We start from the raw sequence: 24,882 nt of genomic DNA, 5'->3' as shown, positions 1-24,882 counted from the left end.
GAAAAAATAATTTAACAAAAAACCTACTGTTGAAAATCCTAAATATAGGGTAAAATACAAGAGAGAAAAAAATTTGCTGCAGTCACTTAAGGATTGCAGCACTATTTTATAGACATAAAAAGATAAGGGGGGGCACTGTCCTCCTACCATGAAAAATTAAGGAGGGCTCCATCATGGTCAAAAAAATTCAAGGCAAAAGTCGCATTTTAGCTTGGGTACTTATCATCTTTTTAACCTGTGCCAATTTTTCCTATGCAGCAGAACCAACAGTAACCTTTCGCAATCTTAATGAAAGAATAAGCTACTTAAAGGATATCATCCAATACATACAGGCGAATTATGTAGGAGAGGTGTCAGAGGAAGCCCTGATGGAGGGGGCCTACAAAGGCTTGTTTGAGGCGCTGGACCCTTACAGCAGGTACTTTACGGCAGAGGACCTGGATGCTTTTGAACAGCTGACTTCCGGCAGCTACAGCGGCATCGGTGCTACAGTAGGCTTTGAAGACAATCAGATTGTGATCATTGCACCTATGGAAGGCGGTCCCGCAGCAAGGGCAGGAATCAAACCCGGGGATATTATTGTATCCGTTGACGACATTGATGCAAAAGGCAACGCCTTAGAAAAGGTGGTCGACAAGCTTTTAGGCAAACCGGGAACAAAAGTGAAATTAGGGATCAAACGAGGTGATGCAAATGAAATATTATATTTTAACATCACCCGCGAAATAATCAAGCTGAAAACAGTAAACGCACAGATACTGGAAGGGAATATCGGCTATATACAGATCGCAGAGTTTAATGAAAAGGTCAGTGAAGAGGTAGAAAAGGTACTAAAGGATTTTCAACAGAAAGAGGTTAAAGGAATCATCCTGGACCTGCGCAACAACCCGGGAGGATTGATCGATGAATCTGTAGATGTGGCTGATTTCTTTGTGCCGAAGGGGCAGGTAGTAAAAATCGTATTTAAAAACAAGAGTCACCAAATCTACTCGGCAATGAAGGAGGGTATCAAAAAACCATTAGTTGTGCTAATCAATGAAGGAAGCGCCAGTGCTTCTGAAATCGTGGCAGGTGCGATTCAGGACACAAAAGCAGGCACCATTATCGGGACCCAAAGCTACGGAAAAGGAACCGTACAGTCCATTGATCCAATCAGCAACGGGGGCGGGATCAAACTAACCATTGCCAAGTACTTGACGCCAAATGGCAGGGTGATTGATGGTGTGGGAATCACGCCGGATATTATTGTCCATAATCCTGACCAGTTGGACATTACAAAGATAAGCAGCTTTGTGCCAATGATTGAAGAGACAACTGCTGAAGCCGGGGACAAAGGACTGAATGTCTATGGTGCACAGCAAAGGCTTCATTGGATAGGCTATACGAGTATAAAGGCTTCAGGCATCATGGATGAAACTACTGTCGAGGCGCTGAAGAAATTTCAGACGACTGCAGGCCTAACCGCCAGTGGAACTTTAGATGGGGAAACTGTGCTAAAACTGGAAGAGCAGATTTTAGAGATCATGAAAGGCAGTATAGAAGACCTTCAACTAAAAAAAGCCATCGAAGTCATTAAAAACAAATAATTTTATTTCTAGCCTTGTAGGGGAGGGTCTTGTGTCCTCCTGTGTACACATTGCATAATTATTCTAAAAAAGTGGTAAATATTTGTTGACGAAAATATATTCAATAGGATATACTATAAAAGTTATTTAATTCATAGGATATGAGCACCCTGCGTGGGTGCCCTGCCATAAAAAAACGGATCCGGTTATCGGTAGGTCACCCGTAGGGGTGACCTCTCACTTTTTTTGGAGGTCAATGCTACTAGCCTGTTTCATATAGCGTGTGATGCAAAACACGTATCGAAAAAGCCAATAAATATAAGAATAATACCAAATGATGAAAGGAGTAAAGTGTATGACGAAATATATCTTTATTACCGGTGGCGTTGTATCTTCATTAGGAAAAGGAATCACAGCGGCTTCACTGGGTCAACTTTTAAAAAGCAGAGGCTTAAAGGTTACGATACAAAAATTTGACCCCTATATCAACATTGACCCGGGAACCATGAGTCCCTATCAGCATGGAGAGGTATTTGTTACCGATGACGGCGCCGAGACGGATTTAGATCTGGGGCATTATGAACGTTTTATTGATACCAATTTAAATAAGTATAGCAATGTAACTACCGGAAAAATCTACTGGTCTGTGATCAGCAAGGAGCGAAAGGGGGATTATCTGGGGGGCACTGTACAGGTTATTCCCCATATCACCAATGAAATCAAAGAAAGGGTCTACCGGGTAGGCAGAGAGACCAACGCAGATGTAGTGATCACAGAAATCGGGGGTACGGTGGGAGATATCGAAAGCCTGCCTTTTTTAGAGGCTATCCGTCAGATCAAATACGATATTGGCAAACAGAATGTAATGTATATCCATGTGACCTTAGTGCCATTTTTGGGCAAGGCCGGTGAAATAAAGACGAAGCCTACACAGCATAGTGTAAAGGAACTGCGGGAAATTGGTATTCAACCGGATGCCATTGTCTGCCGGACGGAAAAGCCATTGTCTGACGAAGTAAAAGAGAAGATCGGTCTGTTCTGCAACCTGGACAGCAACAACGTCGTACAAAATATGGATGCAGAGTCTTTGTATGAGGTACCATTGATGTTGGAAAAAGAGGGACTGGCGGATATGGTATGTGAGCGGTTGGAAATTCAATGCGGCCCGGTGGATTTGACCGAATGGATTGAGATCGTAGAAAAAGAAAGAAATGCAAAGGATACGGTGAAAATTGCTTTAGTTGGAAAGTATGTAGAACTCCATGATGCCTATCTTTCCGTAGCAGAAGCACTGAAACATGCGGGTATTGCCAATGGTGTGAAAGTAGACATTGACTGGGTGCATTCAGAGGACGTTACGGAGGAAAATGTAGCGGAGTATTTAAAAAATGCAGAGGGGATTTTAATTCCCGGTGGCTTTGGCGATAGGGGCATTGATGGAAAAATCGCTGCAATCCGGTATGCCAGGGTAAACAAAATCCCGATGTTCGGTATTTGCCTGGGGATGCAGCTGGCTGTAGTAGAATTTGCCAGAAATGTGGCAGGACTCAAGGATGCCCACAGTTCTGAACTAAATCCGGATACGCCGTATCCTGTCATCGACTTGATGCCGGATCAAAAGGATATTGAAAACATGGGTGGTACCATGAGGCTGGGAATCTATCCGTGCAAGATCTATAACGGCACCAAGGCGGAAGATGCCTATGGAGAGGACTTGATTTATGAAAGACATCGCCATAGATATGAAGTAAACAATCAGTTCAGAGATCAGCTGCAGGCAGCAGGCTTGATAATCAGTGGGATTTCTCCCGATGAAAGGCTGGTAGAGATCGTGGAACTGCCTGATCATCCATGGTTTGTTGCGGGACAATTCCATCCGGAATTCAAATCCAGACCCACCAGACCCCATCCGTTATTTAGAGACTTTATCAAAGCATCCTACGAGAATAAGAAGAAATAAAGGGAGTGAACCTGGCCGATAAATTATTTTAATTCGATAGCGCGGACTGTAGTTTGTGATATAATAGGGTAAAGTATAAATCGAAAGGTGAATGCGGTATGGAAAAAATACTTCAGCAGATACTTATCGAAATCAAGGACATGAAACAATCCCAGATTGAAATGCAGCAAGATGTATCAGGGATACGGCAGGATGTATCGAAGCTGCAGCAGGACATGTCAAGAGTACAGCAGGATGTATCAAATCTGCAACAGGATATGTCAAGAGTACAGCGGGACGTATCAAATCTGAAACAGGATATGTCAAGAGTACAACAGGACGTATCAAATCTGCAACAGGATATGTCAAAGGTACAACAGGATGTATCAAAATTGCAGCAAGATATGTCAAAGGTACAACAGGATGTATCGGATTTACAACAGGATGTTCAAGAATTAAAAACAGACATGAAGGCTGTTATGCACCAAACAGCGGATTTGACAGAGTTTAAAACGGAGACGAGACAAAACTTCTCTGACATTAAGGACACTTTAAAGTTTGTACTGCATAAAGAGCTCGAAACGGAGAAAGAAATCTTTCATTTAAAGCAGGCAAATCAGGAAAAATAGGTTTGAGGAAATCGATGAAAAAACCGACAAAATTCAGGTCTCCGTCAATGACATATTTATAAAAACTGCATCCCATGATTCAAGGATCATTGAACTTACCAGAAACCTAAAAAATGTAAAATAATCAAATAAAGGGGCAAGGAGACAGCGTACCTGTTCCTTGTCCTTCTCTTACTGTAAGACGCAGTCTTAATTAGGTAGGGGAGGGCCTTGTGTCCTCCCGGAAAATTAAAATATTGTAGGGAACGATCAGTGATCGTTCCGAGCCTTAGAAAATACATAATCATGATCATTAGAAAGTAGGATTATCACCATGAAAAATATATCCAAAAAACGAGTCGCATACATTCTATATATCCTCTTCGTGGCTATTTTCGGTTTCTATGCACGACTCTGGTGGATTCATAACATTCCCACCCAACAAGTCTTCGATTTCGAAACCTACCAGGAAATCGCAACCAACATCTTTCAGCACAAGGGTCATTCCTTTGGCGGAGAACCTATAGCTTTCCAAGGCATGGCCTATCCTATGACATTGGGATATCTATACCGGTGGATGGGAAGCAATGATATCATGATTGCAAAAACCTTCAACGTAGTACTTTCTACCCTGACTTATATCATCAGCTTTTTTATCTTTGCAAGGCTAACCAATAAGCTGTGGGTACTGGCCACAGCCTTTACCGTCGTAGCTTTACTGCCGAATTATATCGCCTATACCAATGTGGTGGGTACCGAAGTATTGAGTGCCTTTCTATTTTCGGTGGTTATTCTGCTACAGTTGTATCCCTTTGATAAACGGCTCCATTATCCCCTGCTGGGTCTCTTTATCGGAATAACTGCCCTGGCAAAGCCTTTTTTCATGGCCTACCCTGTGGTTGCAGCTGCAGCCTTGTGGCTGAGAGAAAAGGATGTCAAAAAGACGGCTGTTTATTTTGCTGCCCTGTTTGCTGTAATGGTGCTGGTAATCGCTCCATGGACCTATCGCAATTATCAAAAATTTGGACGGTTTATTCCTGTGTCCTATAATTCGGGATATGTGTTTTATTTAAACAATAATGAAAATAACAGCACCGGCGGTTGGATGCCGATCAAGGATATGTATGCAACAGAGGAATTCAGAAAACAGGTAGATGAGATTCTAGAGCACGGACAGCGAAGCGAAAAGCTGGCCCATGAACTAGACCCCTTATTTAAGGCGGAAGCGAAGAAATGGATATTAGAGAATCCGGGTAAGTTTCTAAAACTAGGATTTCTAAGAGTGAAGGGCACTTTTTTCAGCGGCGCATGGGACATTGACTCATGGACGATGAATGAACTGCGGGAAAAACAGGAATGGTGGGATAAAGTAGCCTTTGAGCGGAATAAGAACCTGTTTAGAGGCTTTAGCGATATGATGATTCATCTGATGAGCTCCTTTGGCCTGGCTTATGTATTTTTCAATATAAAGTCGGCACTTATCAGCTTATTTAATAAAAAGACACTGCTAGGAAATCACCTGATTATTCCTACGGTAAACATAGGATTTTTTCTGGCGATTTACTTTATCTTCGAAGGTCAAGCCAGATACAACTTTCCTTTATTATTCCTGCTGGCTATCAGTGCAGTGCTGTGTATAGAACGCATTCACCGGGGCTTTGCCAATACTGGGAACACCCCACAAGTATAATAATCTGTAGGGGAGGACCTTATTGCTCTCTTTAAAATATTTTGTATTTTCAATAGACCCTCTTTTCATTTATGATATAATAATACAAAGAGGTGGATAGGATGGAAGATAAAATCTTTGATCTGCTAGCCAAAATGTATACGGAAGTGCAAGAAATGAAAGTGAAAATGCACGACATGGCAGAAAACATGGCGACAAAACAGGATATTAAAAGATTGGAAGACAATATGATAAGACTTGAAAACAAAATGGATGACAACCATAAAGCCCTGTATGATGGCTATCAGCAAAGTATGGAAGGCATCCATACATTAAACGACAAAGTCGATAAGCTGACAGACCGTGTAGAACATCAGGAAATCAAACTGCAGGTCATTAAAGGCTCAAAATAAAACAACACGCCCAAGCCGATGGGCCTGTTGTTTTTCTGTATTCGTCTTTTTTAGGATAAATCTCTATATCCATTTGCCGCCAATACGAGATTGATAGGGAGGCGACTTTGTGTTCAACCAAGATTGTAGGGAATGATCAGTGATCATTCCGCCTAATGAATCGTTTCATTACACATCTACATACGGATACACATTAAAAACCTTCTCATCCAAATGATAAATATGGGCAATACACCCATGGAACACCCGGAATAATATTAATAAATCCTTTGGCAAGGACAAGGTCTTTTCAAAAACCTTGGACCCCATGATGGTATTTAACTTATAAGTCAGCTTCCAATACTTAAAGTCAAATGCCTCATCGAGTAAAAGAGGTTCAAAAATGGTGTCCAATATAGGGGCCAAAGCCTTGCCATAGGACGCAATTTCATCTTCCTTAAAACCCAGATTTATAAGAAGCTGAGGCACCTCGTGATAACTTTCCTTTCGAAGGCACCGGATCAGGCTTGCCGTATCCTGTACAAAGGCCTGGTCATATTCTTTTACACAGCCAAAATCAATAACCTCCAGCAGCAGCTTCTCTTGGCTCTTGCGTATAAAAAAATTACCGCTATGTGGATCCCCATGCAGGATACCATGTTGAAAAAAGGACTGAAAATAAAAGGAGAAGAGAAGATCTAAAGCTACTCTTTTTTCATTCTCCGGCGCACTTTTCAAAAAAAGCTTTAAGGGTGTACCTGTACACTTTTCTTCTACGATAATATCTTTTTTTGTAAATTGTGTATATACTTTAGGAATAAAGAACGAAGAATTGTCTGAAAAAACTTCATGAAACCGCATTAAAAGTTTTTCTTCCTGAAAATAATCTGTCTCTACTTGAAAAGTATCTTCAAATTCCTGAAGATAGGCGGTTAACAGTGCTTTACTTTCCCAGGGAAAGCGAAAAAAGTTAAAGAAAAAATTAAAGACCTTTTTCATAAAGCGAAAATCATGATCCATGTTTGCCTGAACTTCAGGGTACTGAATCTTTACAATAACGGGATTGCTTTCAAAGTCCCCTCCATAGACCTGACCGATAGAAGCTGCTGCAATAGGAGCTTCGGCTAAATCTATCCGGTGGCCGGTCAACTGACGGGCCCGTGTATACAAGGAATGATCTTTTACAGGAATACCTTCATCCAGCAGCCTGCCAAAAGCTGTATATTTCCGTCGGTCCTTTAGGTATAAAAACTGTCCAAACTTCTGGGGAACCCCCTTCAGCTCACCCAGCAGTTCGAATAGTTGATCTGTATTTTGAGACTCTTCCTTTATAACGGAAAACAAAAACTTCATTAATTTATATTTACGTCCTAACCTCATATGCTTACTCTTCATATTGATCAAATAACTCCGCCCACTGGCTTTCTTTTCTCAGCTTTGCCATCCGCTTCTTTCCTTTATCCGGCCACCAAATATAATCATGATAAAAGAAAGAGCCAAAAATAAACAGGTTCACCAAGGGGGTTTTAAAAAATACATCCTGTATCCGCTTTAGCGGCCCAAACCACAGAAAATCCCCAACCTTTGAAGCAAAATTATCTCCTACGGTAAAGCCCCAGCTTTCCTTACTTATATCTTCTCCAATAATCTCGATTTCTTCCATCTTTCCAATACCCAGTCCCCGGTCATGGGCCAGTTTGATATACAGCAGCTCGTTATAGGGATCGAAGCCCATCATCTTGGCAGCTACCGCATCGATGGCTACCTGGTCGTCACTGGCCAGTATAAAATCCTTCTCAATGGGCAGCATGGTCCTTGGGCCGGGTCCATTGCCTGCCACCGTACCATCCATCACAGCAAAGATGCCGCTGTGGATTTCCTTCTGAATCGCCAGCAAATCCACTAAGGTTTCATGAATCACACTATGGGTATAATGCCTTTTGGAATTCAACAGTCCCCCAAATGCATTTTTCATGGCACCGGTCGTCGTTGTGTAGATATGGCACTTCATGGTGGGCAGGTGGAGTACGTTCTTATCAAAGAAATAGTCGGGGATTCGGATGCCCTTCTTAAAAATCTCATGCAGTGCCAGCATCTCTGTCTTAGGCTTATACTCCACCCAGGACATATCCTCTTCCCGGAAGTTAAACCGTGTAGGCACGTTATATTTCTTTAAAATAGGTACGTATTTATTCATTTTTTCGCCTTTGAAAGGATCTGTTACCACCGTATTGTTCTGCACGCAGGTGATAGCATCATATCCATGCTTCTGCAATCCCTGGATGACACCCTCCAGCTGCCAGGGCGTTGTATTGGCACTGAGATAAGGGAAGTGCCAAGAGATATTATCCTTTAAGATAGTAGTTTTATCCTTGGGAAGATACTGTTGAAAATCAGCCACCTCCATCAGCTTAATATAATCTTCTAAAACCGTTTCCGGCCTTGTTTTCAATACCACAACCCTTGCTTTTTTCTTCATGATTTTCACCTCGTATATTTGTTAGAGATATATACCGCCTGCATTGTAACAAGCCATGCAGACTTTCATAGAACGCTTTTGTTTCGTAGGGGTGGGCCTTGTGTCCACCCGCTTCTTTCTACCTTATTTCTCTAAAATAACCTTCTTACGCATTAATCCAATCTTCACCAATCCTAATAATCCAATCCCAACCCCCAGCCATAAGGTCGAAAAACGGGTAATAATCGTCGTGGCTACCGCCACATCCTTGGGTAAATCCATCATTACCAACAATCCTACGATACTGCCTTCTGCTGCAAACAACCCGCCAGGCATCATGGAAACCGCTCCGACAATCGTCGAAAACGAAACGACAAATACGGAAGCTAAGAGTGACAACTCGATTCCCATAGCCTTTACCGTCAGATAGATCACCAATCCTTCAAAGAACCAGGATACGGTACCGATGCCGATGGCAAACAGCAAAGGCTTTAACTGAAAAATGATATAGGTTTTATCATAAAAATTTTCCATAGCTTTTCCGAAACGGGTTAAAAAAGGAATTTGCTCCAATCTCCATAAAAGTTTATGCACAAGACTTGGAGACTGAACAATCGCAACAAACACAACCATTCCAAGCAAAACCATAACCAAAGCTGCCTTGCCGTAATTAAAGGCAATAGTACCCAAACTGGCTAAGATCAGCATACTGATCCCGTCGGTCAGCCGTTCTCCCATAACCAGCGGCGCCGTACTGCTGACCGGAATTCCTGCCCGCTCCTTCAACAAATAAGATTTAAAAAACTCCCCTACCTTACCCGGGGTAACGGTCATGCACAAACCGCTGATGAATATATAGAAGCTTTCTTTCTTATCTACCTTTGCATCAATCAAATGGAGATAATAGGACCATTTCACAAAGCGAAACAGATAGTTCAGGGGTGCCAGTATCAAAATAAAGGGAAGATAGAGGTAATCAAATCCAACAAACACATCTATCAGGCTATTGGCATCGGAATAGATGGACAACCCTGCAAACACGATAACACCTATAACCAATGAAATAAACAAATTCTTCTTCAACTTTGCATAGTCCAAAGACATTCTCCTTTCAAATCCACGAATCGTTTTCTACTTTCTAATATTGCAGGAAACAATCACTGACCGTTCCGTTTCAGATATATCTTCACAGAACGTAGGGGAGGGCCTGGTGTCCTCCCGCTCAATCTACAACCAATACAATATCACAACACAACTGACCACCCACAATAATATATTCACAATCAATGGAATATCGTTCAACAAAATCAACTCGGGATTCTCCCCCATATCCTTTGTATGGGCAATATACTGGTACCGGAAAATCCCATAAATCACAAAGGGAATGGTCCCCATCATATAAATAGAATGGGTACCTGTAAAGGTATAAAGGGAATAGGCCATAACCGTAGAAGAGGTTACGATGTGAAGCATATCATTGATCAGCTCAGGGGTATAATCTTCTAAGATCTTTCTGGAGCCCTTATTCCCATTGGCTACCAGCTCCAGTTCACTCTTCCTTTTATGCAGTGCGAGGAACATGGAAAGCAAAATGGTACACAGCAGCAACCAGGGAGAGATCTTCACATGAATTAACACTGTACCCCCTACCGCCCTTAGTACAAAGCCAAGAGCGATGGTCATCACATCAAGAATCACAACATTCTTTAAGTAGAAAGAATAGAAAGTTACCAATATAAAATAGGCAATTCCGATAGCTGCAAATAAAGGATTAAATCTGTAGGAGGCTAGAACGGTCAAGGTAAAAATAATTATAACAAAGCCTATTGCCTGTTTAACTGAAATATGTCCCGATGGGAGAGGCCGCTTGCACTTCTTCGGATGCTTGCGGTCTTTTTCTATATCCACAATATCATTGATAACATACACACTGCCAGAGAACATACAAAACAGAAAGAAACCGGAGACACTTAGCTTGAGCAACTCCATATTGAATAGGTTATCGGAAAAAAGCAGCGCTGCAAACACAATCAGATTCTTTGTCCACTGTTTGGGCCGCATGATCCTGATCAGTGATTTAATCGTATTGACTACATTAGTATATCTAAGTTTCGCAGATAAGTTTTCCATCTCAAAAGACCTCTTTCATTCGTATTGTTACAATTTACTTCCCAATAGTTCTATAAACCTGCGGGAAGGCAAACCTCCTTTATATATACTACCACTTTTACATTGACTTATAAACTGGTATATAGAAGAAGACATAGAAAACCGTATGCATATTAAATAATTTTTTTGATATTTGCAGGAATTCCAGACAAACTGTAGAATATATATTACCGTGTCAAAGTAAAGGTATTGTCTACAGGGGTAACCGCAAAAAGATAAGACTTTTTGATTTGTAATACACACGTAACCATTTGTAATATAACTGTAATGGTATTTTCTCCAAAGGTTATGTATAATAACTATAGAGACAAGGACATAATCCAGTTGAAACTACATAATGTTACACTTATATTACAACTGCCTTTGATTGGTTGACGGATAAGAAATGAGTTGGTATAATGGGTTTCAGGGTATGGCTAAGGACGTTGTTCGTTGGAAACATATTAGCTACATAAAACTGTGTTAATATGTTTCCAAAGGATAATGTCTCTCACAAGAGGGCGTGATCCTAACCTTGCAAGTTTATCGGCGGTCTGAAAAATTCTGTTCTTAGGAATGGAGAAATGGATGACTAAAGATAAAGCATTTTACAAAATGGGGGTGACCCCCAAAAAACATCAAACATTATTAAAGGAGGGTATTTTAAGTGAAGAGAAAATTATCACTATTATTGGCATTTGTAATGATTATCTCATTAGTGCCAATGTCAGCGTTTGCTGCAAGTGACAACCGTGTAATTGCGGTACCAACTGTAGCGGATGATCATGAGTTTAAAGTAACACAAGAATCACCATTTAAATCAGATGCACCGATCTTAAGAATCAAAGAAGAAGATGCTGGTGAATTTGGTAAGACAAACACTGAGTTCAGATTGGATTTAAGCAACGCTGAATGGACAAGTGAAATGTTTAATACTATTGGAACAGGCAGTGTAGCAAGAACGGTATACGCAAATAACGATAGTGGTGCTTCCCTTACTTTCCAAAAGCGTACAGCTACTTCCTTAACAGTAAAAATGAATTTACAAGGAAGAGAAGTTGATGGAAACGGAGTTCCTACTAAGGAGTTAGTATTTGAAGTACCAATGATTACTGAGATCCAAGGCAAAGGTGAAGCAAAGGTAACAATCAATGCACTTAGTTCTGCTGTATCATCAGGAACTTACACATTCGCAGTAGGACAAAGCGGTGGAACAATAACAACTGTTGGTTCTTCTGAAACTGTATCAAGAGGCAGCGCACAAAAAGGTGCAAGCATTATTCTTGATGAGGTTGTAGCTGGTGCTATTAAAGATGGAAAGACTCAAAAGCTTACGCTAAGATTGCCTAAGGATATGAAATGGCATGAAAATATGTTAATTGAAGGTACTGGATTTAAGTTTGAGAACTTAAATATTGACAGAACAAATACGACTTCAGTTGACAACAGACCTAAAGTTTCAATTGATGAGAACAATGGTAGAGATTTAAAATTAGAGTTTAAAGTTACAGGACCATCAACTACAAGAGGTTCTATTATCATCAACCCAATATTCAATATATCAAAAGATGCTAGCTACGGCGAAGTGCTAGTAAGCATCACTGGAACTAGCTCAGATATTTCTTCTGAATCAGGATTATTAATTGCTAAATACAAAGATTATGGAGTTAGTGTTGAAGTAGAAGAAGTAATCGAAGTATTTGCTGGTAGAGTAGACGAAGATTATGTGGCAAAAGTTACAATTGAAGAAACTGTAGAGAATTCATTGGTTAATGGTAGAGATATCGATTTCGAATTATCTTCCGGAACAAAGGTTATTACAGGAACATCAGCAGATGATTTATTCGTAACTGTAACAAATGCAACAAAGAGCGGAAAAGTATCAAAATTTGATACAGAAGGATCTAGCAAAACTGGTACTGCACTTGACGAGCTTAACAAGAATGATGAGTGGTCAATTACAGTAGACCGTGGAGGTCAAACAGATAAAAAAGTGAAGTACGAGTTAGAAATTCCGATTACTGTTAAAGGTACATTTACAGGTGATGTAGTATTAACAGTAAGCGGTGCTGGTATTGAAACACAAGAAATGGTAATCGCAAAAGCTCTTGCACCGGTAACAGTTGAAACAAAAGTTACTGATGTAAGAACAGGCGTACAAAAACAAGATGGTGCTGACATTATCATCAAAGAAAACTATCCAGGAGCAATCCAAGGTGGAAAAGGTAAATATTTCACTCTTCAATTCAAAGACAATTATGGCATGAAGTTTAATGATGCTTCATTCGAAGTAATCGATGGAGATATTGATCTTAACACAGATGATTCTGATGTTGATGGTGACAAGATCCTTGTTTATGTAGATGGAGACTCTACAAAGGCTTCAACTATCAAAGTATCTGGAATCCAAATGACATTCGATAGAAATGTACCAGAAGGTGCATTCCAAGTAGACGTAAAAGAAAATGCATTAGTGCAAAATAAAGATTACTATGATTTCTCTTCTAGAGTAGCTCGTTTTGACTATGTAAATGTAGTTACAAAAGCAGATGGAAACATTGCTACAACAGCTAAATTCGTAATTGACAGTGCAACTTATACAGTACTTCAAGGTAATGTAGAAGTTGAAAAAACAATGGATGTTGCAGCATTCATCCAAGACGGCAGAACATTCTTACCGATCAGATATGTTGCTGATGCAGTAGGTGTTGCTGAAAGCAATATCGTATGGAATGCAAACACAAAAACAGTAACAATCATGAAAGGCGACAGAATCGCTACAATGACTATCGGAAGCAAGAACTTAACTGTAAACGGAACTGTAGTTCCAATGGATACAGCTGCTATGGTTAAAGATGGCCGTACAGTTCTTCCGATCAGATACGTTGCACAAGCACTTGGTGCACAAATAGATTGGGATGAGGCAACAAGAACTGTAACAGTTACTCAATAATTATTAAAAACGAAAATGGACTCCTATAGGAGTCCATTTTTATATCTTTTGTAATATTTTTGTAAGCTATTTGTAATAAAGATTTGAATTTATAGCAGTAACAAACTATGATATAATAAAGGCAAACTAAAAGTAAGGAGGGTATGTAATGAAATATCGTGAATTTAAAATATTAACGGCAGGCGTTTTAATTGGCGCAATCTGTACTTTTGGCGCCCAAACCTTTGCCAATCCATCCGGCAACATTGTTACTGCAGTGGTAGACAATTTAATACGTTTTGAAATCAATGGAGAAATAAAATCTCTTCCCCAAAGTTATAATGTATTGCAGTATCGGGACCGGATTTATGTGCCTACCCGCTTTGTAGCAGAGGAAATGGGCGGGGAAGTGGAGTGGGACAGTGAGAATAAAATCGTAAAGATTACGCAGTTGCCTATCAAGCAGGAAAATGAAATAATAGAAAAAGAAAAAGAGGAGATAGAAACTCCAAAAGAAACCCCTAAGCCGGTACAAAAAAATTATCAAAAACCGTCCATTTCAAAGGATTCTCTAGAAATGTTGATCGGGGTAGCGGCCGTTACAGAAGATAATGGGGAGTGGAAAGTCCATGTTGTATTGGAGAATAAACGTACGACACCACTGCAGCTTCTCCAAAGTGAAAGCAAGATTACAGTAGATGGCGTTGAATACGCTATGTCAAAAGTAGCAGCCCATAAATTAGATACCAAATGGTACAGTGATGTCAGAAAAGATGAAAAAAAAGAAGGCTATATCATGCTTCCCCAAATCCGGTCTGGTTCACAAAACTTAGATTTAGTACTTACCGTATTGGAAAATGACATGAATCAAAAGAAACATACCATAGAATTCAATATATCTTTAGAAGGGGTTGAAAAAGAGTGAAAAGCGTTGCAAAGATGACAACCTTCTTTGTCCTGTCCTGTGCTATATTTACAACCAATATCGCAAGCGGGCAAGAAGTTATAAACAATTCACCTAAAATCTTCATAGACAATGTAGAACAAGCTTATGATGTAATGCCACAGATAGAAAATGGCAGAACGCTGATTCCGATGCGTGGCGTATTTGAAACTTTAGGAGCAGAGGTTCAATGGGATGAGACGACAAAAACCGTAAAAGGAAAGAAAGAGAATACGGAGATAGCGCTAACCATTGGTTCCTATTTTGCTTCCCAAAATAATGAAAAAGTACAACTGGAGGTTCAACCGAAAATAGTAGATGGTAGAACCATGATTCCCTTAAGGTTTGTCAGCGAAGCATTGGGAGCTGAAGTGCAATGGGATCAAGATACGAAAAAGATTAATATTCAAACTGCTAAAAAAGAACCAGTCTCTGAAAAAGTAGAAAGTACAAGTAAACCGGCAGAACCGGCTAATAAGTCAACAGAAACTGCTCAAAGACATATAAGCACGGAAGAAGCAATCGCATTGGCTTTAAAAAGCAGTCATGATTTTGAACTTAAACAAAAGGCGCTTAAAAAAGCAGAAGAGCAAAACGACAGCTTTGTTGTAAACTTAGGACACTATAGTCCATCTCAAATCCAAACCCAAAAATCTTTACAATTAAATAGAAGATGGGCTGAAAAGCAGATTGAGCTTACAGAAGAAAATATTGGGGTTCAAGTAAAAAATGCAATTGATGCCATTAATCTTCAAAAAGTTGAATTGGCATTGACGGAAGAAACGGTAAAAAATTATGAAAACAAGTTAAAGCGGGTACAAACTTTGTATGATACCGGCATGGAGAGTAAGTTTAATTTAGACATGGCACAGAAGAACCTAGCGCAAGAAAAGAAACAGAAACAAATCCTTGAGCAGAATTTAGAAAATGCCTATGAGAGTTTAAATGAACTGTTAGGATTGCCGTTGGATACACGATATACCTCGGATGAAGATTTTGACTACAAACCATTGGAAATTGCTGATATCGATCAGTATGCAAAATCTAAAGTTCCAAGTCTGCCGAATATCTGGTATCAAGAGCAGCAGATTGAACTTTTGGAACTGGGATTAAAACTATATGAATACAATGCGGGACTGGATTCATATGTAGTAAAGCAGATGGATATATCCAGTGCCAAAACATCACTGGCGAGTTCAAAGAAAAACTATGAAGAAACTATTCGGTCCCTTTATAACCAGGCAAAGCAAATTGAAGAAAACTATAAGCTGCAGCAAATAGCTATAGAGAAGTTAAACAGCTCTATTAAGCTATTAGAGACACAATTTAATGCAGGACTGATCACTGCTTTAGATTTGGAAGAGCAGTACTTAAGCTTAGAACAGATTGAATTTGCTTTGAAAAAGATGGCAGTACAGCACAATCAACTGAAGGTTTCTATAGAAAACCCTCATCTGTTATAGGTAGAACCTTACAGATCTGTGACTGAAAAATTTAATTTAAGGCCGCTTGTTTTGCTGATATTGGTAGGGACCTGTGTGTCGTCCCGTGTATGAAGTGGGCAGACACAAGGCCTGCCCCTACAAAAGAAGCGCTAATGTAGGGGATGGCTTCATGTCGTCCCTATTTTTCAGAAATGTCAAAGCCTTCTGCAGGGGTTGCAAATATTGCAACCCGTTATTTTTGTAATATTAAATAATATTTCAGACTGGATGTACTTTAGATTGGGTCAAGAAAAAATATTACTATTCTGTTACAGAAGACGGAAAAAAAAGGATTCATGGCAGGAGATGTAGAACTTTGATACGAACAACAAGTAACCATTTAGAAAATATGATAGGAGGGAATTGCATTTATGAATTACAAAAAGCGGATTTGCTTGCTTTTCATCACGACGATTTTCTTATTTAGCGCTATTGCCAGTCATGCGGCAAGTATTTTTTCGGACATAAACAGTGTACCCTGGGCAACAGAATACATCAATAAAATGGCGGACAAAGAAATCATTAAGGGAAGTATAGATGAAAAAACACTGCAGGTACTTTTTAAACCCAGTGATCCGGTTACATACATAGAAGCATTACAAATGATATATAAAACCCTTGAGGCTACCAATCAGTTATCAACAGGATCTGCGATATCATCAACAAATCAAAAAACACTGCAGGATGCCAACATACCTTCCTGGGCCCATACAGCGGTAGGATATGCGTTGAGCAATCAGATTGTAACAGCACAAGAAGTTAAAAACTTCGTAAAGAACGGTAAGGCTGCCAATGCACGGAGAGTTGATGTGGCTATTTTTGCAGGAAAGGCACTGAACATGGACGAGGATCTAGATCCACTCCCTATATTAAGCTTTCAAGATGCGGAAATGATTATTAAAGCAGGCACTCCCTATGTGGATTTACTTGCAAGGAAAGGGATCATTACGGGAGATGCGCAGAACAAATTCAATCCAAACAATTCTATTACAAGAGCAGAGATGGCAGTTATCTGTTCTAAGGTATATGATTTGCTGTTTAAACAAGACAATTCAGCCCCGGTAGTGGTGCAGCCGCCGAAAACTGAAACACAGCAGCCTGCGAACCAAAAAACAATGATCGCAGACTACGTCAACAGTGACGGTACCATGCTGGTGGTGAAGGATGAAAAGTCTAATGTGGAGGTATATAGTTTAGATGCCAGTGTTACGGTAAAAAAAGACGGCTCCATTAAACGGGCGGTAGATATCCGTGCAGGAGATGTACTAAAGCTCACCATGGACAATAATAACAAGCTGACATTGATAGAAATAGACAATAGTTCTGTGGTATTTGAAGGGTTTGTAGACCGTGTGATCAGTATGGATGACTACTATCTATTGATTGTTAAAGATAAATTTGATGCAGTCTATAAAAAGGAATATACAATTGACGAAGATACGGATATTCTTAGGGATAAAAAAGCAATATCAGCCAGCCGCTTGGTAGAAGGAGAACAGGTTTCTATCGTGGCGATTGGCCAAAAAGCTGTAAAGATTACGGTCGAAGAAAGCCGGGTTATCTATGATGGGGTTTTAGAGTCAAATCAATACTATAAAATAAAAGTAAAGATCAATAACGAACAAAGCCTGGAATTTGAAATTGATGACAAAGCCTATATCAGACGGGATAATAAAAAAGTAGACATTATTGATTTAGCTGTAGGGGATATCATAACAGTTACGGTTGAATACAATAGAGCCACAGATATACGCGCCATATCCCGTACGACAAAAAGCAAGGATGAGGGCAGCATCAAGGCCATTACCCTAGGAAATCCTACGAAAATAACAATCACTTCCAGGGATGATAAAGAAGAGTATACTTATGAGGTATCGAATAGTGCGACCATAAGAATGGATCGGGAAGATGTAAAGATATATGATCTGCGCCCGGGATATACTGTAGAGTTGCAAATGGAGAATAAAGTTGTAACCCGTATCGACGCCAAAAAAAGCGGAGATAAAAACGTAATTATGGGGGAAATCACACGGGTATACAAAGACCTTGACAGACTGAGAGTAGAATATACAGACACTTCTACAGGAAGAATAGAATCCGTATTTGTAGAAATCACCGATGATACAACCATCCTGTCCAGTGCGGGTACAAGCATGAGACTGTCCCAATTGGTTAGTGGAGATGAGGTGCTGATAGAAGGTTACTATGAAGATGACTGGTTTATTGCAAGAAGAATTATTCAGTTGGATTAATCATTTATAAGCTTTAAAGAAGACCCTTTATTGACGGTTATATCGTCAGTAAAGGGTCTTTTTATGTTGAACAAAAAAATTTTCCCCATATAATTTAACGGTATATAGTTTACACATAAACTATATACATATATAATATAAATATATAAATTGAATCGAGGAGTGAATATGGATTGGAAAAACTTAAGAAAATATCAGAAAGCTATTTGTGGGTTCATGAAATTGAGAACAAAAGTATTGTAGAATTGAAAAAAACGACAGAACTGCTAGAAGAAATCCACAACCGGTTTTTCTCCAAATTTGGAATATCCAATACGAAATTTAATGTGCTGGTGATCCTGTATAAAGGGGATGAAAGCGGCATGATTTTATCGGAAATAGGAGAGCGGATGCTGGTAACAAAAGGGAATATAACCGGTTTAATCGATAGGTTGGAAAAGCAGGGTTATGTACGCCGGATCAGGGATAAGGAAGACAGAAGAAAGGTGTTAGCTGCCATCACAGAAAGGGGGAAAGCATATATAGAAGAAGTAATGGAAGCCTATAAAAATTGGTCAAAGGAGATGCTGCATGGGGTAGATGTAGAAGAAATCAATAAAATGGTGGAAATACTGGAAAAAATGAGAATGAATCTTATTAAAAATGCAGAACAAAAAGGAGGCTTTTAAGTGAAGCTCAGATGTAGAAGAATAAGTGCAATTCTTGTCACAGCTATTATTTTAAACATGTCTGCCCTGGCATGGGCACAGGAGGATGCATTAAGTTTTTCCATTGAAGAAGCAGTAAAAGCAGGTGTGGAAAATAGCATCATTTTAAAATTAGTAAAAAATCAAATTGATCTGAATGAAGTTCAGGAAGATATAGCCGATGAAATCAGTCAAAAACTAAATCTTGCAGATAAGCAGATCCTTGGAGGTTCTGCCCGGTTGAGTGATGGCTACAGCCAATTGCAGTATGCAATCGATGCAGATCTACTGACACCTGATCAGATCAACGAGAAAATGAAAGAACTGGAGAAGGCAGCCGGCACATTAAATAGTGCCAAAGGGCAATTGGATGCAGCTGTGCAGGAGGTCATCTCTACGATAGGCAGGCAGCTGGGAATGACCAGCTCCTATATTATCGATGTACCCTCCGCCAGGAGACTGCTGATGGATATTACAAAAAAAGTGAGTGAAGTCAGCCAGGATTCCTATGATACTTATAAAAATCAAATCGCTTTGCAGATTCAAAAAAGCTATTATGATGTGTTAAAGAATCAGAAAATGATTGAAGTAAAGAAAAAGGCCATGGAACGGGCAGAGAAGCAGTACAATTTTACAAAGGACAGTTATGAGTTAGGGATGAAATCCAAGGATGATATGTTATTGGCTAAAGTTTATTATATAGGAACACAGCTGGAATACGAAAAGGCACAAAGCCAGTTAAATACAGATCTGATTGAACTGAAAAAGCATATGAACATCCCTTTGGATCAAAAAATTGTCTTAACCGATGTGCTGCAGGAAGAAGTAGAAGACTATGACCTTCATATTGGGTTAAATCATGGGATAAGCAACAGGCTAGAGATAAAAAAGGCCATGGCAGATAAAGAAATTCATGACTTAAATGTCCGGTTTATTAATAATCATTATTCTGCCTTTGCATCAGAATATAAAGAAGCTGCATTGTTGAGGAATAAAGCCGGACTAAATCTGAAACAGGTTCTTTTAGAAGTAGAAAGCAGTATACGGCAGTCTCATGAGCTGATGAAAAGTACGGGCGGGATGCTGGAGCTTTCAAGAAAAATGGTTGATGATGCCAAGGAAAATGTGGAAATTGCTGAACTAAAGTATCAGGAAGGATTTAATATCGAAACCAGTTTGTTGAAAAAATTAGACATTGAATCTACGGCAGGAACGATTGTAGAAGTGTTGGCAGCAGAGGAAAATCTGGCACAGATCGAACAGAAACAAATCGAGATCATCTATGGATATAATCTAATAAAAATGAAGTATTTAAATGATATTGGCGATTACATATACTAAATGCCGGGCAAATTTATGAAACAAAGAAAATTATAAAAGCAGGGGGACAGTAAAATGCGACGGAAGCAGTGGATGGCATATGGAATGCTATTGATACTTGTCATGAACTTAACAGGCTGCGGGAATACAGCGGTGCAGGCTGAGGAAAGCATAATAAAACCTGTAAAAGTTATGTGCGTAGATAAAGAAATATACAAGGATACCCTGGAAGTAAGCGGCAATGTAAAGCCGGGTAAAACCATCCGGCTAGCATTTAAAGTACCGGGAGTTATCGAAAATATCTATATTGAAGAAGGAGATGTACTCCAAGCGGGGCAGCGGATCATGAGCCTGCAAGACAGTGATTATATGTTGAATGTGACAGCGGCACAGGCCCAGTATGATGCGTTGGCGCTGAAATCTGACAGCAGCATTACTTCAGCCATAAACCAGGCAAAAGCAAATTTGGACTTTATTCAAACACAATACGAACGGGTAAACCGGTTATATGAAAAAGGTGCTGTACCGAAAAAAACATTGGAAGAGCTGGAAGTCAGTATGGTTGTAGCTGAAAATAAGTATCAGGAAGCTCAGGATGCCAGTGCGATATCCGATGCACAGCTGCGTCAGGCTGAGGTTGCCTTGGACCTTGCTCAATCAAAACTTGAAGATACTGTGCTGATGAGTCCCTCCTATGGTACGGTGGTAAAAAAATTGGTGGAGACAGGAGAATCGATTGCAGCAGGGTATCCTGCCATCGTGTTGGGGCAGCTGGATATATTGGAGGTAGAAATAGGCGTTACGGACAAATATGTGGGAAAGCTGAAAAAAGGACAGGAAGTAGATCTGCAGATATATGGTTTAGAGAAAGCAATAAAAGGAAAGATAAGCAATATTGATGCGACCGCTGATGCAGAGACAAGGACCTTTGGGGTTAAAATTGAAATAAATAATAAGGACAGAACGATCAAGCCGGGAATGATTGCCCGCGCCAATATTGTATTAGGGCAGTCAGAGACCATGCTGATACCTGTGGATACAGTGATCAAGCATCATGATAAGGCGGTTGTCTATATCTACCATGAGGAAGGAAACCGGGTAGAAGAAAGAAAAGTAGAAATCGGCAAAGTAATAGGGAAACGGATTGAGATCACAGAGGGAATTCACCCAGGGGAAATGGTTGTAGTAGAGGGACAATATATACTGAAGGAAAATGACCGTGTGAAAGCGGAGGTTGTGGAATAATGACAAGATGGTGTATCAAACATAGGAGCATTGTTGCAATCATTTCCATCTTCATTTTCCTGGGAGGATTGTATATCTATAATGAGATGGAACGACAAGAAAATCCCGATGTTGCCTCACCGGGCGCAACTATTCAAGTAATTTATCCCGGTGCCACTCCTGAAGATGTGGAGAAGTTTATTATTAAGCCGTTAGAAAAAAGGATTGCAGAAATTTCAGAAGTAAAGCGGATGCAAAGCTATGCGTTGGACAGCGTCGGCGTAATTGTGGTAAGGTTGCATGATCTAAGTGATGCGGAAATTGAAAAAGCGTGGAACAGTTTAAAAGACAAAGTAAGCGATGCAGAAGCCGATTTTCCGGATCAGGCATGGAGCCCCAAAATAGATACAGATCTGGTAGAGACCTATGGGATGCTCATGACGCTAAGCGGTAAAGACGTTGACTATAAAGAACTAAAGAGCATTGCAGATGAAATTAAAAATAAAATAGAGAAGGAAAAGGGAGTATCGGAAGTAAAATTAGAGGGGTATGAAAATGATGAAGTGCAGGTTGACTTAGATATATTAAAAATGAGACAGTTTCAACTGTCTATAGATACGGTTGCAAAGCTGCTGGCTGCAAGAAATGTAAATATACCGGGAGGAAATCTGGAGCTGGCAGGATCTAAGCTGCCTGTTACCACTACGGGAGAGTACAAAGAGGTTGAAGAAATAAAGAATACGATTGTGGGAATGTCCTCCCGCGGCAATGTGATTTACTTAAAAGATATTGCCAATGTGCAAAAGGTAGAGAAAAAAAGGGATACCTATATCAGTTATAAGGGAGAGAAGGCCCTTCTACTGGCGGTTAAGTATGCAGACGGGCAAAATGTGGTACGGGTTGGAAAACGACTGAATGCGCAAATAGATGATTTTAGGAAAGCCATGCCGGAAGGGGTCACCATCAATATTATAACGGATCAGGCACAATATGTAGACGAATCAATTAAAAATTTTGAGAAGAACCTGATGTCTGCCATATTCCTCGTAGTAGTTGTAGTTCTCCTGACAATGGGGTGGAGAAGTGCGCTGGTGGTTTCTACTTCTATTCCCATTACCGTAATGTTCACTTTTGTTTTCATGAAGATGACTGGGGTGATTCTGCACCAGGTGTCCATTTCTTCATTGATTGTATGCTTGGGTTTGCTTGTGGCCAATGCAATTGTGGCCAATGACAATATGTACCTGTATCTTTCAAAGGGAAGGGCAAAAGAAGAGGCCATTGTGGAAGGAATCCGGGAAGTCAATATCCCCATTCTCACTTCTACCCTAACGACCATTGCCTCCTTTTTACCCCTTCTAATGATGCAGGGTGTTGCAGGAAAATTCATAAAAACCTTGCCGCTGCTGGTAACCGTAGCGCTGATGAGCTCTTACATCTGTTCCCTAACAGCAGTTCCTGTGATGGGGTATACTTTCTTAAAAGTTGAAGATAAAAAAGCAGAAAACCCAAAAAAGAAAAAGGGAATTAAACAGTTTTTTACCAGTCAGTATGAATGGCTGTTAGATTTTGCTATAAAAAGACCTAGAACAGTTATTGCGCTGGCGATAGGGGCTTTATTGGGTAGCGGCCTATTGATTCCTACACTGGGATTACAGCTTTTCCCATTTGTGGAAAGGGATCAATATGTGATTGATGTTTCAACGATGGATGGAAACTCCCTTGAAAAAACCAGGGAAGTTACAGGACAAATCGAAAAGATTCTTCAAGAAGAACCTTCTGTAGAAAACTATCTATTAAAGGTTGGGGATGGTATACCCAAGTTTTATACTTCCTTTTTCCCCAATCAGATTGCTACCAATAAGGCGCAGTTTATTGTCAACGGAAAGAAAGAAGAGATCAAAAATATCCAGCACAAGCTGGATGGCGAAATTGCAGGGGCAAGGATCGAAGCAAAGCAGCTGGAAAATGCAGTTCCCGTGGGCATGCCTGTACAGATCCGGGTAAGCGGGGAAGACGTAGATGTACTGCGGAAAATATCTAAAGATATAAAAGAACAGCTCTATGAAATCCAGGAAGGTTACAATGTTCAGGACGACTATGGGCTGGAAGTGCAAAAAATGATTGTTGAGGTTAATCAAGAAAAAGCCAATATGTCCGGTATAACCAATTATGATATTGGGAAAATGGTCCGGATGGTTGTAAATGGCCTGGAGATTACAAAGATTAAGCCCGATGATTCTGATGAAGATGTGGCTGTTGTGATGAAAATACCCACAGAAGACAAGTCCAATAAAGAAATATTAGAAAATATATATGTGACTTCCCAGGTAACAAAGAAAAACGTACCCCTCATGCAAATCGCGGAAATACGAAATGAATTTGCCATCAATAAAATTCTGCGCAGGGACCGGGAGAGAACGATTACTGTCGGCCTTTATCCAAAGGATGGGCACACCGCTTCTGAGCTTTTAAAGATTGTTGAAGATAAAATGGAAGGCTATGAATTGCCTATGGGGTATACAATGGTTTTTGGCGGGGAGAATGAAGACCGTACCGAAGCGTTTAAATCCTTGATTGGTCCTTTCTACCTGGCGGCAGCATTGATTTACCTGGTATTGGTATTTCAATTTTTCGACCTTCGAAAACCGCTGATTATCATGGGTACCATTCCATTATCCTTTATCGGTGTGATCTGGGGTCTAAAGATCACAGGATATCCCATTGGGTTCATGGCACTCATGGGAGGCGTAAGCCTCATGGGGATCGTGGTAAACAATGGGATTGTACTGCTGGATTATATCAACACCTTGTCCTGTAGTGGAATGGAAGTGAAGACAGCAGTAAAGGAAGCAAGCTTGACGAGACTGCGGCCCATTATGATTGGTATGATAACAACGGTAATCGGATTGGTACCAATGGGTCTGTCAGGAGGCAGCCTTTGGGCACCATTGGCCTATTCGATTATATTTGGACTATTGGTTTCATCTGTACTTACCATGCTGGTAATTCCTGCTGCCTTTATGACCTTTGACAACAGCACAAAGGCTAACAGCTTAATTATCAGTAGAATTAAAGGGAAATTGAAGAAAAAGAAGAATAAAGAGGTAGAGAATCCCGGCCAAGCATAGCTGGGATTTTTTATAAAATCGGTAGAATACTAGATGCAGCAAATGATATTTTATGATATGGCAATGTCTCTTTTTTCATGTATGTTTTCCCAAAAAATTAGTATTCCTTGATTTTATAGAGATTATTCTTT

The 24,882-nt window shown here is 40.0% G+C and carries 17 protein-coding genes; 13 read left to right on the top strand and 4 right to left on the bottom strand.

The features are described 5' to 3' along the window. The first annotated feature begins 173 nt into the window (after positions 1-173). The 5 genes from Gferi_RS11475 (at position 174) to Gferi_RS11455 (ending at position 6,194) form a co-directional block, all read left to right on the top strand. On the top strand, positions 174-1,586 hold the full coding sequence (locus Gferi_RS11475) for a S41 family peptidase (RefSeq protein ID WP_069976583.1): 1,413 nt from the start codon (positions 174-176) through the stop codon (positions 1,584-1,586). 334 nt (positions 1,587-1,920) lie between these two features. Then, on the top strand, positions 1,921-3,525 hold the full coding sequence (locus Gferi_RS11470; RefSeq protein WP_156782382.1) for a CTP synthase: 1,605 nt from the start codon (positions 1,921-1,923) through the stop codon (positions 3,523-3,525). Between the two features lie 98 nt (positions 3,526-3,623). Next, positions 3,624-4,133 carry a hypothetical protein gene (locus tag Gferi_RS11465; RefSeq protein WP_069976581.1) on the top strand — a complete coding sequence of 170 codons (510 nt, stop codon included), beginning with the start codon at positions 3,624-3,626 and terminating at the stop codon, positions 4,131-4,133. A 313-nt stretch (positions 4,134-4,446) separates the two neighbouring features. Further along, complete coding sequence (locus Gferi_RS11460; RefSeq protein ID WP_069976579.1) at positions 4,447-5,802, top strand: hypothetical protein; 1,356 nt, start codon at positions 4,447-4,449, stop codon at positions 5,800-5,802. 101 nt (positions 5,803-5,903) lie between these two features. Next, on the top strand, positions 5,904-6,194 hold the full coding sequence (locus Gferi_RS11455; protein WP_069976572.1) for a hypothetical protein: 291 nt from the start codon (positions 5,904-5,906) through the stop codon (positions 6,192-6,194). A gap of 168 nt (positions 6,195-6,362) precedes the next feature. Here Gferi_RS11455 and Gferi_RS11450 read toward each other — a convergent pair whose 3' ends face one another. The 4 genes from Gferi_RS11450 to Gferi_RS11435 form a co-directional block, all read right to left on the bottom strand. Next, the gene (locus Gferi_RS11450; protein ID WP_169832985.1) at positions 6,363-7,553 is read right to left on the bottom strand and encodes an AarF/UbiB family protein; all 1,191 of its coding nucleotides are present in this window, start codon (positions 7,551-7,553) and stop codon (positions 6,363-6,365) included. A 4-nt stretch (positions 7,554-7,557) separates the two neighbouring features. Next, on the bottom strand, positions 7,558-8,652 hold the full coding sequence (locus tag Gferi_RS11445; protein WP_069976569.1) for a DUF362 domain-containing protein: 1,095 nt from the start codon (positions 8,650-8,652) through the stop codon (positions 7,558-7,560). 123 nt (positions 8,653-8,775) lie between these two features. After that, positions 8,776-9,729 carry a lysylphosphatidylglycerol synthase transmembrane domain-containing protein gene (locus Gferi_RS11440; RefSeq protein ID WP_069976567.1) on the bottom strand — a complete coding sequence of 318 codons (954 nt, stop codon included), beginning with the start codon at positions 9,727-9,729 and terminating at the stop codon, positions 8,776-8,778. Between the two features lie 129 nt (positions 9,730-9,858). Next, complete coding sequence (locus Gferi_RS11435) at positions 9,859-10,761, bottom strand: decaprenyl-phosphate phosphoribosyltransferase (protein ID WP_069976566.1); 903 nt, start codon at positions 10,759-10,761, stop codon at positions 9,859-9,861. A 685-nt stretch (positions 10,762-11,446) separates the two neighbouring features. Here Gferi_RS11435 and Gferi_RS11430 point away from each other — a divergent pair. The 8 genes from Gferi_RS11430 to Gferi_RS11395 all read left to right on the top strand — a co-directional run bounded on the left by Gferi_RS11430 (position 11,447) and on the right by Gferi_RS11395 (position 24,751). Continuing rightward, positions 11,447-13,732: a stalk domain-containing protein gene (locus Gferi_RS11430; protein WP_069976565.1), complete on the top strand. Its 2,286-nt coding sequence runs from the start codon at positions 11,447-11,449 to the stop codon at positions 13,730-13,732. A 148-nt stretch (positions 13,733-13,880) separates the two neighbouring features. Beyond that, positions 13,881-14,636, top strand: coding sequence for a stalk domain-containing protein (locus Gferi_RS11425; protein ID WP_069976564.1), 756 nt, complete (start codon positions 13,881-13,883; stop codon positions 14,634-14,636). Further along, positions 14,633-16,117: a stalk domain-containing protein gene (locus tag Gferi_RS11420; protein WP_069976563.1), complete on the top strand. Its 1,485-nt coding sequence runs from the start codon at positions 14,633-14,635 to the stop codon at positions 16,115-16,117. Before Gferi_RS11425 ends, Gferi_RS11420 begins: the two co-directional genes overlap by 4 nt. Positions 16,118-16,509: 392 nt before the next feature. After that, positions 16,510-18,390 (top strand): S-layer homology domain-containing protein, encoded by a 1,881-nt coding sequence (locus Gferi_RS11415; RefSeq protein WP_069976562.1) that lies wholly within the window; start codon positions 16,510-16,512, stop codon positions 18,388-18,390. A 173-nt stretch (positions 18,391-18,563) separates the two neighbouring features. Continuing rightward, the gene (locus Gferi_RS11410) at positions 18,564-19,058 is read left to right on the top strand and encodes a MarR family winged helix-turn-helix transcriptional regulator (RefSeq protein WP_169832984.1); all 495 of its coding nucleotides are present in this window, start codon (positions 18,564-18,566) and stop codon (positions 19,056-19,058) included. After that, complete coding sequence (locus Gferi_RS11405; protein WP_069976561.1) at positions 19,059-20,417, top strand: TolC family protein; 1,359 nt, start codon at positions 19,059-19,061, stop codon at positions 20,415-20,417. 54 nt (positions 20,418-20,471) lie between these two features. Further along, positions 20,472-21,641, top strand: coding sequence for an efflux RND transporter periplasmic adaptor subunit (locus tag Gferi_RS11400; RefSeq protein ID WP_069976560.1), 1,170 nt, complete (start codon positions 20,472-20,474; stop codon positions 21,639-21,641). After that, positions 21,641-24,751: an efflux RND transporter permease subunit gene (locus Gferi_RS11395; protein ID WP_069976558.1), complete on the top strand. Its 3,111-nt coding sequence runs from the start codon at positions 21,641-21,643 to the stop codon at positions 24,749-24,751. The genes Gferi_RS11400 and Gferi_RS11395 overlap by 1 nt, the downstream gene beginning before the upstream one ends. Positions 24,752-24,882: the final 131 nt, after the last annotated feature.

The sequence above is a fragment of the Geosporobacter ferrireducens genome, assembly GCF_001750685.1.
Lineage (GTDB): Bacteria > Bacillota > Clostridia > Peptostreptococcales > Thermotaleaceae > Geosporobacter > Geosporobacter ferrireducens.
The sequence above is the reverse complement of the archived record's forward strand: the minus strand, read 5'-3'. Positions and strand labels throughout refer to the sequence as shown.

What these genes read in the sequence shown, in the direction of transcription:
- Gferi_RS11475 (WP_069976583.1), top strand. Translation starts at nt 174, where the DNA reads ATGGTCAAAAAAATTCAAGGCAAAAGTCGCATTTTAGCTTGGGTACTT.
- Gferi_RS11470 (WP_156782382.1), top strand. Translation starts at nt 1,921, where the DNA reads ATGACGAAATATATCTTTATTACCGGTGGCGTTGTATCTTCATTAGGA.
- Gferi_RS11465 (WP_069976581.1), top strand. Translation starts at nt 3,624, where the DNA reads ATGGAAAAAATACTTCAGCAGATACTTATCGAAATCAAGGACATGAAA.
- Gferi_RS11460 (WP_069976579.1), top strand. Translation starts at nt 4,447, where the DNA reads ATGAAAAATATATCCAAAAAACGAGTCGCATACATTCTATATATCCTC.
- Gferi_RS11455 (WP_069976572.1), top strand. Translation starts at nt 5,904, where the DNA reads ATGGAAGATAAAATCTTTGATCTGCTAGCCAAAATGTATACGGAAGTG.
- Gferi_RS11450 (WP_169832985.1), bottom strand. Translation starts at nt 7,553, where the DNA reads ATGAGGTTAGGACGTAAATATAAATTAATGAAGTTTTTGTTTTCCGTT.
- Gferi_RS11445 (WP_069976569.1), bottom strand. Translation starts at nt 8,652, where the DNA reads ATGAAGAAAAAAGCAAGGGTTGTGGTATTGAAAACAAGGCCGGAAACG.
- Gferi_RS11435 (WP_069976566.1), bottom strand. Translation starts at nt 10,761, where the DNA reads ATGGAAAACTTATCTGCGAAACTTAGATATACTAATGTAGTCAATACG.
- Gferi_RS11425 (WP_069976564.1), top strand. Translation starts at nt 13,881, where the DNA reads ATGAAATATCGTGAATTTAAAATATTAACGGCAGGCGTTTTAATTGGC.
- Gferi_RS11415 (WP_069976562.1), top strand. Translation starts at nt 16,510, where the DNA reads ATGAATTACAAAAAGCGGATTTGCTTGCTTTTCATCACGACGATTTTC.
- Gferi_RS11400 (WP_069976560.1), top strand. Translation starts at nt 20,472, where the DNA reads ATGCGACGGAAGCAGTGGATGGCATATGGAATGCTATTGATACTTGTC.
- Gferi_RS11395 (WP_069976558.1), top strand. Translation starts at nt 21,641, where the DNA reads ATGACAAGATGGTGTATCAAACATAGGAGCATTGTTGCAATCATTTCC.